The sequence below is a fragment of the Streptomyces sp. NPDC096136 genome (assembly GCF_044763325.1).
Taxonomy (GTDB): Bacteria; Actinomycetota; Actinomycetes; order Streptomycetales; family Streptomycetaceae; genus Streptomyces.
The window spans coordinates 139,678-148,552 of the sequence record NZ_JBIWFZ010000021.1; the positions used below are offsets into that span (position 1 = coordinate 139,678).

At 74.1% G+C, this 8,875-nt stretch carries 8 protein-coding genes, 1 rRNA gene and 1 pseudogene; 2 read left to right on the top strand and 8 right to left on the bottom strand.

Annotated features, from left to right (window positions below; translation table 11 throughout):
- Window positions 1–5 precede the first annotated feature (5 nt).
- Window positions 6–314 (bottom strand): hypothetical protein, encoded by a 309-nt coding sequence (locus ACIRBY_RS31730; protein WP_403907134.1) that lies wholly within the window; start codon window positions 312–314, stop codon window positions 6–8.
- A gap of 65 nt (window positions 315–379) precedes the next feature.
- Here ACIRBY_RS31730 and ACIRBY_RS31735 point away from each other — a divergent pair, with 65 nt between their 5' ends.
- Window positions 380–727 (top strand): SCP2 sterol-binding domain-containing protein, encoded by a 348-nt coding sequence (locus ACIRBY_RS31735; protein ID WP_403907137.1) that lies wholly within the window; start codon window positions 380–382, stop codon window positions 725–727.
- Here the strand turns inward: ACIRBY_RS31735 and ACIRBY_RS31740 are convergent.
- From ACIRBY_RS31740 to ACIRBY_RS31755, 4 genes are all read right to left on the bottom strand, one after another.
- Complete coding sequence (locus tag ACIRBY_RS31740) at window positions 724–1,548, bottom strand: ABC transporter ATP-binding protein (RefSeq protein ID WP_403907139.1); 825 nt, start codon at window positions 1,546–1,548, stop codon at window positions 724–726. The two genes, ACIRBY_RS31735 and ACIRBY_RS31740, sit on opposite strands and share 4 nt — an antisense overlap.
- Window positions 1,549–1,616: 68 nt before the next feature.
- Window positions 1,617–2,678, bottom strand: coding sequence for a FecCD family ABC transporter permease (locus tag ACIRBY_RS31745; protein ID WP_403907142.1), 1,062 nt, complete (start codon window positions 2,676–2,678; stop codon window positions 1,617–1,619).
- Window positions 2,675–3,634 carry a FecCD family ABC transporter permease gene (locus ACIRBY_RS31750; RefSeq protein ID WP_403907177.1) on the bottom strand — a complete coding sequence of 320 codons (960 nt, stop codon included), beginning with the start codon at window positions 3,632–3,634 and terminating at the stop codon, window positions 2,675–2,677. Before ACIRBY_RS31750 ends, ACIRBY_RS31745 begins: the two co-directional genes overlap by 4 nt.
- A gap of 156 nt (window positions 3,635–3,790) precedes the next feature.
- Window positions 3,791–4,834 (bottom strand): HAD-IIA family hydrolase, encoded by a 1,044-nt coding sequence (locus ACIRBY_RS31755; protein ID WP_403907145.1) that lies wholly within the window; start codon window positions 4,832–4,834, stop codon window positions 3,791–3,793.
- Window positions 4,835–4,977: 143 nt separating this feature from the next.
- Between ACIRBY_RS31755 and ACIRBY_RS31760 the strand changes: the two genes are divergently transcribed.
- Window positions 4,978–6,249 (top strand): DUF1015 family protein, encoded by a 1,272-nt coding sequence (locus ACIRBY_RS31760; protein WP_403907148.1) that lies wholly within the window; start codon window positions 4,978–4,980, stop codon window positions 6,247–6,249.
- A gap of 69 nt (window positions 6,250–6,318) precedes the next feature.
- On the opposite strand, the gene ACIRBY_RS31765 is transcribed toward ACIRBY_RS31760, so the two are convergent.
- The 3 genes and pseudogenes from ACIRBY_RS31765 to rrf form a co-directional block, all read right to left on the bottom strand.
- Entirely contained in the window at window positions 6,319–7,179 is an 861-nt protein-coding gene (locus ACIRBY_RS31765) for a hypothetical protein (RefSeq protein ID WP_403907179.1), read from the bottom strand.
- A gap of 237 nt (window positions 7,180–7,416) precedes the next feature.
- Window positions 7,417–8,622 (bottom strand): annotated as a pseudogene (locus tag ACIRBY_RS31770) (hypothetical protein); the annotation flags it as partial.
- A gap of 162 nt (window positions 8,623–8,784) precedes the next feature.
- Window positions 8,785–8,875 (bottom strand): 5S ribosomal RNA (gene rrf, locus ACIRBY_RS31775); the annotation flags it as partial.

The window sequence follows — 8,875 nt, forward strand, 5'->3', positions numbered from 1 at the left end:
TCGGTTCAGCTCCTGTTTTCGTACGGTCCGGGGACGGGCTGTGCGTCCAGCGCGGTCAGCGCCTCGCGCAGTCCCCTGTGCACATCCTCGTACACCTCGACGTGTCCGTCCGCCGCGAGGTGGTCCGCGTCCGCGAGGCGCTCCAGGTGCGCGTCGACCCCGGGGTGGCCGGTGGGGGTGCGCACGAGGCCCAGCGGCGCGGCCCCGGCGGGCTCGGCGGACCCCGTGCCGGGCCCGCTCCCGGGCCCGGCCGCGGACTGCGCGACGGGCTCCGGGGGGACGTCCGGAACGCTCGCGGACACTTCGTCGGTCATGCCCCCGACGCTACCCCGAAGCAGCGCCCCTGCCACGCGCGGCTCTGCGGTACGGTCGGGACACCATGGCTACGATCCAGGAGTGCCGCGCGGCACTCGACCGACTCTCCGACAACCTCGCGGGGGCCGACGGCGACGTGCGCGGCGCGGCCGCCCTCGACCGCTCCCTGAGCTGCCACATCACGGACCTCGACGTGACCTTCTCCGGCCGCCTGGAGGGCGGCCGGATCCGGGTGGACGCCCTCACCCCCGGCCCGCCCCGCGCCAAGGCCGAGATCCGGCTCGCCATGAGCGGGGACGACCTGCTCGCCCTGGTCGACGGGCAGCTGAAGTTCGCCAAGGCCTGGGCCTCGGGCCGGGTCCGCCTGGAGGCCGGCTTCCGCGACCTCCTGCGCCTCAAGAGCCTGCTCTAGGCGCTCTTCCGGGCGCTCGCGACGGCCGCCGCCGGGCGCGCCCGCCGGGCGGCCGGGACCACCAGCGGCGTTCCTGTCTCCGGGTCCTCGATCACCCGGCAGCGCACCCCGAACACCTCTTCCACCAGCTCGGCGGTGACCACCTCGGCCGGCGGCCCCTCGGCGACCACCACCCCGCCGCGCAGGGCGATCAGGTGGGTGGCGTAGCGGGCCGCCTGGTTGAGGTCGTGCAGCACCGCCACCAGGGTCCGGCCCCGCTCCTCGTGGAGCTCGGCGCACAGGTCGAGGACCTCCAGCTGGTGCTGGATGTCCAGATAGGTCGTCGGCTCGTCCAGGAGCAGCAGCGGGGTCTGCTGGGCCAGCGCCATCGCGATCCACACCCGCTGGCGCTGCCCGCCCGACAGCTCGTCGACGGCCCGGTCGGCGAGTTCGGCGACCCCGGTGGAGGCCATCGACTCCAGGACGATCCGCTCGTCCTGCGGGGACCACTGGCGCAGCACCCCCTGGTGCGGGTACCGGCCGCGGGCGACCAGGTCGGCGACGGTGATCCCGTCGGGCGCGACCGAGGACTGCGGGAGCAGTCCCAGCGTCCGCGCCACCTGCTTCGCCGGCGTCGAGGTGATGGCCCGCCCGTCCAGCAGCACCTGCCCGGCGGAGGGCCTGAGCATCCGCGACAGGGCGCGCAGCAGCGTGGACTTGCCGCAGGCGTTGGGGCCGACGATGACGGTGAAGGAGTGGTCGGGGATCTCCACCGACAGGTTCTCGGCGATGACCCGCTGGTCGTAGCCGAGGGTGACGTTCTGCGCGGTCAGCCTCTGCACTTGGGTACTCCTCGTCTCGACCGGGCTGCGTTCGTTGCCGTGCACCGGGTGCACCGTGTCCGTGTCCGTCATATCCGTCCCGCCCTGCGCTCCGTGACGAGCAGCCAGAGCAGGTAGACGCCGCCGACCAGGCCGGTGACCACACCGACCGGCAGCTGGTCCGCGCCGAAGGCCCGCTGCGAGGCCAGGTCGGAGGCCAGCAGCAGGACGGTGCCCATCAGCGCGCCGGTCAGCAGGTTCGACCCGGGCGAGCGGGTCAGCCGGCGGGCCAGCTGGGGCGCGGCCAGCGCGACGAAGCTGATCGGCCCGGCCGCCGCGGCGGCGGCCGTGGTCAGCAGGACCGCCGCCAGCATCAGCAGCATGCGGGTCCGCTCCACGGGCACGCCCAGGGCGTACGCGGCGTCGTCCCCCATCTCGATCACCCGCAGGGCCCGGCTCTGCCCGAGGACCAGCGGGAACAGCACCGCGCAGGCGATCAGCAGCGGCCACACCTGCGCCCAGTCCCGCCCGGCCAGCGAACCGGTCAGCCAGACCATCGCCCGGGTCGCCTCGAGGAGCTGCGCCTCGGCGATCAGGTACTGGATGACGGCGACGAGCACGGCCGAGGCGCCGATGCCGACCAGCACCAGCCGGTAGCCGTGGATCCCCTTCTTGTACGCGAGGAGGTACACGGCGGCCCCCGCCAGCACACCGCCGACGACCGCGCCCAGCGCGACCTCCGTGGCCCCGCCCTTGAACACGGTGATGACGACGAGCGCGCCGACCGCCGAGCCGTATCCGAAGCCGAGCATGTCGGGCGAGCCGAGCGGGTTGCGCGAGACGGACTGGAAGACCGCCCCGGACATCCCGAGGGCCGCGCCGACCAGGATCGCGACCAGCACCCGCGGCAGCCGCAGGTCGTTGACGATGAAGTCGTCGGCGGGGGTGCCGTTGCCCAGCAGGGTCTGCACGACGTCGCCGGGCGCGATCTCGAAGTCGCCGGTGCCGATGAGGACGACGGCCAGCACCGCCGTCGCGGCGGTCAGCAGCAGCCCGGTGACCAGCGCGCGCGGCTCGACGCGCAGCGAGGTCCCGCCGGGGCCGCGCAGGGTGCGGGGCCGGGCGGCCCCTCGGATGCGGAGGTCGGTCACAGCTGGGCCATCCTCTTGCGCCGGACGAGGTGGATGAAGACGGGGCCGCCGACGAGCGCGGTCACGATGCCGACCTGGAGCTCACCGGGCCGGGTGACGACCCGTCCGACCACGTCGGCGCCCAGCAGCAGCACGGGCGACAGGACGGCCGAGTACGCCAGCACCCAGCGCATGTCGGGGCCGGTGAACAGGCGTGCGAGGTGCGGGATCATCAGCCCGACGAAGACGATCGGACCGCAGGCGGCGGTCGCCGCCCCGCACAGCAGGGTGATGGCGGCCATCGCCCCGATCCGGGTCCGCGTCAGGTGCGCGCCCAGCGCCCGGGCGGTGTCGTCGCCCATGGCCATCGCGTTGAGCGGCCGTCCCAGGGCCAGCGCCAGCAGGGTGCCGGCCAGCAGGAACGGGGCCACCTGGCGGACGGTGTCCATGTTGGCCGAGGCCAGCGAACCCACGGTCCAGAACCGGAGCTTGCCCAGGGCCTGGCTGTCGAGCAGCTGGACGGCGTTGATGTAGCCGACGAGGGCCGCGCTGGCCGCCGTACCGGCGAGCGCGAGGCGCACCGGGGTGGCGCTGCGGCTGCCGCCGAGCACGTAGACGAGGACCGAGACGACCGCCGCGCCGAGGAAGGCCCACCAGACGAACTCGGTCAGCGTGCTCGCCCCGAAGAAGCTGATGGCGGAGACGACGGCGGCCGCCGCTCCGGCGTTGACGCCGAGGATGCCGGGCTCGGCCAGCGGGTTGCGGGTCAGGGCCTGCATCACCGCGCCGGACAGGCCGAGGCCGAGCCCGACCATCACCCCCAGGAGGGTGCGCGGGACCCGCAGGTCCCGTACGACCACGTCGTTGGTGGTGCCCCCGTAGTGGAACAGCCCGTGCCAGACGTCGTCCAGCGGCATCGCCTTGGCGCCGACGGCGATGCTCGCCACCGCGACCAGGGCCAGCACGGCGAGGGCGATCAGCAGACCGGCGGCTCGCCTGCCGTGGCGGGGACGGGCCACGGCGGGCGGCGGCGCGCTCGGCGCGGTTTCGGGGGGACTCTCAGCCAACACGAAGGTTAGGTTAGCCTACCCTCTGCCTTGAAAAATCCCCCGAACGGCGTAGTGGACCGCGGCTCACCACCCCAGCGCGGCCAGCGCCTTCTCCACGTCGTGGACGTAGGACCCCTCGCCGGCCGCCGACCAGGCCGCCGCGCACAGCGCCCGCAGCCCGTCGACCGGATCCGCCTCCCCCTCCCCGGCCCGGGTCAGCTCCAAGCGCGTGCCCGCGTGCGCCGCGCTCCAGCCCCCGCACCGCCAGGCCCCCTGGCTCTCCGCCACCTCCGGCTGCCCGGTCAGCAGCCCGCGCAGGTCCCGGTCCACGTACGTCGGCCGGTGCCGGGGCTCGGCCCGCAGCAGCTGCTGCGCGTCCGTGACCCCGGTCAGCACCAGCAGCGAGTCCACGTCCCCGTTGAACGCGCCCTCGATGTCGGTGTCCAGCCGGTCCCCGACCACCAGCGGCCGCTCGGCCCCGGTCCGCAGCACCGTCTCCCGGTGCATCGGCGGCAGCGGCTTGCCCGCCACCTGCGGATCCGCACCCGTGGCGATCCGCACGACCTCCACGGCCGCCCCGTTGCCGGGCCCGATCCCGCGCGCCCCGGGGATCGTCAGGTCGGTGTTCGACGCGTACCAGGGCACCCCGCGGTTGATCGCGTACGCGGCCTCCGCGAACCGCCCCCACGCCAGGTCGGGTCCGCCGTAGCCCTGGACCACGGCCGCGAGCCCCTCCTCGTCGGCGGACTCCACGGGCACGAGCCCGCGCTCGCGCAGCGCGACCCGCAGCCCCTCCCCGCCGATGACCAGTACCTTCGACCCCGGCTCCACCTGCTCCGCGATCAGCCGGGCCACCGCCTGCGCCGAGGTGATCACCTCGCCCGCCTCGGTCGGGATCCCCAGCTCGCCCAGGTGCTCCGCGACCGCCTCCGGCGTCCGCAGCGCGTTGTTGGTGACGTACGCCAGGTGCATGCCGCCGGCCCGGGCCGCGGCGAGGGACTCCGCCGCGTGCGCGATGGCGCGGCCGCCCGCGTACACCACCCCGTCCAGGTCCAGCAGGGCCGTGTCGTACGCCTGGTGCAGACTCCGCTCACTGCCCGCGGGACTGGTCCTGCTCTGCCGGGTCATCTGGCCGCTCCTCAATAACCGTTCTCAAAACGCTGGGGACCGCGGTGACGCTCCACCGCGCACGATCGATCTTGTCCGAGTTTGCACTACCCCGTCACTCCCCCGGCCATCCCGTATCGCGAGACGGGTCTTACCATGCACCAATGACCACACCTGGCAACGCGGAGCACGGGCTGCGCCTGATCCCCTTCCACGGACTGCGCTACGACCCGGAGCGCGTCCGCAGCCTTGCGGCGGTGACCTCACCGCCGTACGACGTGGTCGTACGTCCCGACGGAGTCGACCACCTCGAGTCCGCCGACCCGCACAACATCGTCCGACTCATCCTGCCGCAGGCCGGCACCCCTGCCGCACGCAACGAGCAGGCCGCACGCACCCTGAACGACTGGCTCGCCCAGGGCGTCCTCAGCACGGACCCGCGGCCCGCGCTCTACGTCTACGAGCAGCGCAAGTCGGGCGTCCTCCAGCGCGGCGTCATCGGCGCCCTGGCCCTGTCCACCGCCGAGGCGGGCGTCGTCCTGCCCCACGAGGACGTGATGCCGGACGTGGTCACCGACCGGGCGGGCCTGATGCGCGCGACTTCGGCCAATCTGGAACCCCTGCTCCTCACCTACCGGGGCGACGGCCCGGGCGCCGGGGCGGACGCGGTCGTCGAGGCCACCGCCGCCCGCGAGCCGCTGCTGTCCACGGTCACCGAGGACGGGTTCCGCCACAGCCTGTGGGCCGTCACCGACCCCGCCGAGCTGGCCGTGGTCACCGCCGACCTGGCCCACCGCCAGGCGCTGATCGCCGACGGCCACCACCGCTGGGCGACGTACCTGCGCCTCCAGGAGGAGCACGGCTCGCCGACCCCCTGGGACTTCGGCCTGGTCCTCCTCGTGGACACCGCCCGCTATCCGCTCCAGGTGCGCGCCATCCACCGCATGCTGCGCCGGCTGCCCCTCACCGAGGCCCTGGCCGCGGTCGAGGGATCCTTCCGGGTCCGCCCGGTCGACGGCCCGCTCCCGCTGGCCCTGGAGGCCCTCGCGGACGCCTCGGAGCGCGGCAACGCCTTCCTCCTGACCGGCGACGGCACCTTCCACCTGGTCACCGACCCGGATCCGGCCCTGATCGAGCGCACCGTCCGGCGCGACCGCCCCGAGGCCTGGCGCCGACTGGACGCGACCGTGCTGCACGCGTCCCTGCTGGACACCCTGTGGCGGATCCCGGACGCCCCGGACCACATCGCGTACATCCACGACGCGGCCGCGACGGTCGCCATGGCCGAACGCCACGGCGGCACGGCGGTGCTGCTGCACCCGGTCCGCGAGGAGGTCGTCCGGGACCTGGCCCGCCAGGGCGTGACGATGCCCCGCAAGTCCACCTCCTTCGGCCCGAAGCCGGCCACGGGCCTGGTCCTGCGCAGCCTGGACTGACCGGCCCCGCACACGTAGAAGGGCGGCACCCCCCCGGGGGGGGGTGCCGCCCTTCTACGTCAGGCCGTGTCAGGCCTTGTCGCGCGCCTCGCGCTCGTCGTCCTCGTCGACCACGATCTCGTCGGTGAGGTCCACGTCGGCGTCCGCCTCGGAGGTGTCGACGGGCTCGTACTCCTCGTCGTCCTCGTCGTAGTACTCGGTCTGGTCGGCGGCACGCTCGGCGGCGGCCACCTCGGCCGCGTCCTCGTCCTCGTCGTCCTCGTCACCGAGGTCCACGGGCTCCGCGTCGTCCTCGATCGCGGCGGCGTCCACGAACTCCACCCCGTCGATCTCGGCCAGGCGGTCGGAGGCGTCCGTCGCCCCGTCCTTGTCGGCCTCGAGGGTCTTGGCGAACCACTCGCGCGCCTCGTCCTCGCGGCCGGCGGCCAGCAGGGCGTCGGCGTAGGCGTACCGCAGGCGCGCGGTCCACGGCTGCACGGAGTTGGAGGCCAGCTCGGGGCTCTGCAGGGTCACGATGGCGGCGTCGAGCTCGCCCATGTCCCGGCGGGCACCGGCGGCGACGAGACGCATCTCGACCTGGCCGGCCTTGTCCAGCTTCTGCACCTCGGGCTCGCCGGCCATCGCCAGCGCCCGCTCGGGGCGGCCGAGGCCGCGCTCGCAGTCGGCCATGACGGGCCACAGCTCGACGGAACCGGTCATCCGCTTGGCGGCGCGGAACTCGGCGAGCGCCTCGCTGTACTTCTGCGTGGCGTACGCGGCGAAGCCGGCGGCCTCGCGGACGGCGGCGACGCGGGAGGCCAGGCGCAGGGCGATGCGGGCGTACGCGTACGCCTGCTCGGGGTCCTCGTCGATCAGCCGGGCGACCATGACGAGGTTGCGCGAGACCTCCTCGGCCAGGCCCTTGGGCAGGCTCAGGAGCTCCTGGCGCACATCGGCGTCGATCTCGTTGCCGGTGACGTCCTCGTCGATCGGAAGCCGCTTGACCGGATCGCGGTCGCGGTCGACGCGGAACTCGCGGCCGCCGCGGTCGTCGCGGCCACCGCGGAAACCACCGCGGTCATCGCGGCCACCACGGTAGCCACCGCGCTCGCCGCCGCGGTCGTCGCGACGCGGGTAGGACGGACGGTCGCCCCGGTCGTCACGACGGAAGGAGGGACGGTCGCCGCCCCGGTCGTCACGACGCCCGTAGGAGGGACGGTCGCCGCCGCGGTCGTCGCGGCCGCCGCGGAAACCACCACGGTCGTCATCGCGGCGCGGGTAGGACGGACGGCCGCCACGGTCGTCGTCGCGGCGCGGGGAGAACGGACGGTCGCCGCCCCGGTCGTCGCGGCGCGGGTAGGAGGGACGGTCGCCACCACGGTCGTCACGACCGCCGCGGAAACCACCACGGTCGTCGTCACGACGGGGGTAGGACGGACGCTCGCCCCGGTCGTCACGACGCGGGTACGACGGACGGTCGCCACCACGGTCGTCACGACCGCCGCGGAAACCACCACGGTCGTCGTCACGGCGGGGGTAGGACGGACGCTCGCCCCGGTCGTCACGACGCGGGTAGGAGGGACGGTCGCCACCACGGTCATCGCGGCCGCCGCGGAAACCACCACGGTCGTCATCGCGGCGCGGGTACGAGGGACGGTCCCCGCCCCGGTCGTCACGGCGCGGGTAGGAGGGACGGTCGCCACCACGGTCGTCACGACCGCCGCGGAAACCACCACGGTCGTCGTCACGACGGGGGTAGGACGGACGCTCGCCCCGGTCGTCACGACGCGGGTACGACGGACGGTCGCCACCACGGTCATCGCGACCGCCGCGGAAACCACCACGGTCGTCATCGCGGCGCGGGTACGAGGGACGGTCCCCGCCCCGGTCGTCACGGCGCGGGTAGGACGGACGGTCGCCACCACGGTCGTCACGACCGCCGCGGAAACCACCACGGTCGTCGTCACGGCGGGGGGAGAAGGGGCGGTCGCCGCCACGGTCGTCACGGCGGAAGGCCGGGCGGTCGCCGCCGCGGAAGCCGCCGCGCTCGTCGTCGCGACGCGGGGAGGAGGGACGGCCGCCACGGTCGTCGTCACGACGGCCGTACGAGGGACGGTCGCCGCCGCGGTCGTCGCGGCCGCCGCGGAAACCACCGCGGTCGTCATCGCGACGCGGGTACGACGGACGGTCGCCGCCACGGTCGTCGCGGCCGCGGAAGCCACCGCCGGCCGGACGTCCGCCACGGTCGTCACGGCGGAAGCCGCCACCGGCGGGGCGACCACCGCGGTCGTCGCGGCGGAAGCCGCCACGGTCACCGCCACGGTCGTCACGGCCCCCGCGGTAGCCGCCCCTGTCACCGCCGTCGTTGCGACGAGGCTCGCGCTCCGGACGATCGTCGGGAGAGTTGGACATGGGTGTGACTCCTGTCTTCGGGGTACCGCTAGTCATTCTCGCGCAACCAGCCCATGGCCGCGCTTCGGCGTAAAGAGGTGCAAAACAAAAAGGACCCTTGGTCCTCAGCGTGAACGCTGAGGACCAAGGGTCCTTTGAAAGATTGTTCGGCGGCGTCCTACTCTCCCACAGGGTCCCCCCTGCAGTACCATCGGCGCTGAAAGGCTTAGCTTCCGGGTTCGGAATGTAACCGGGC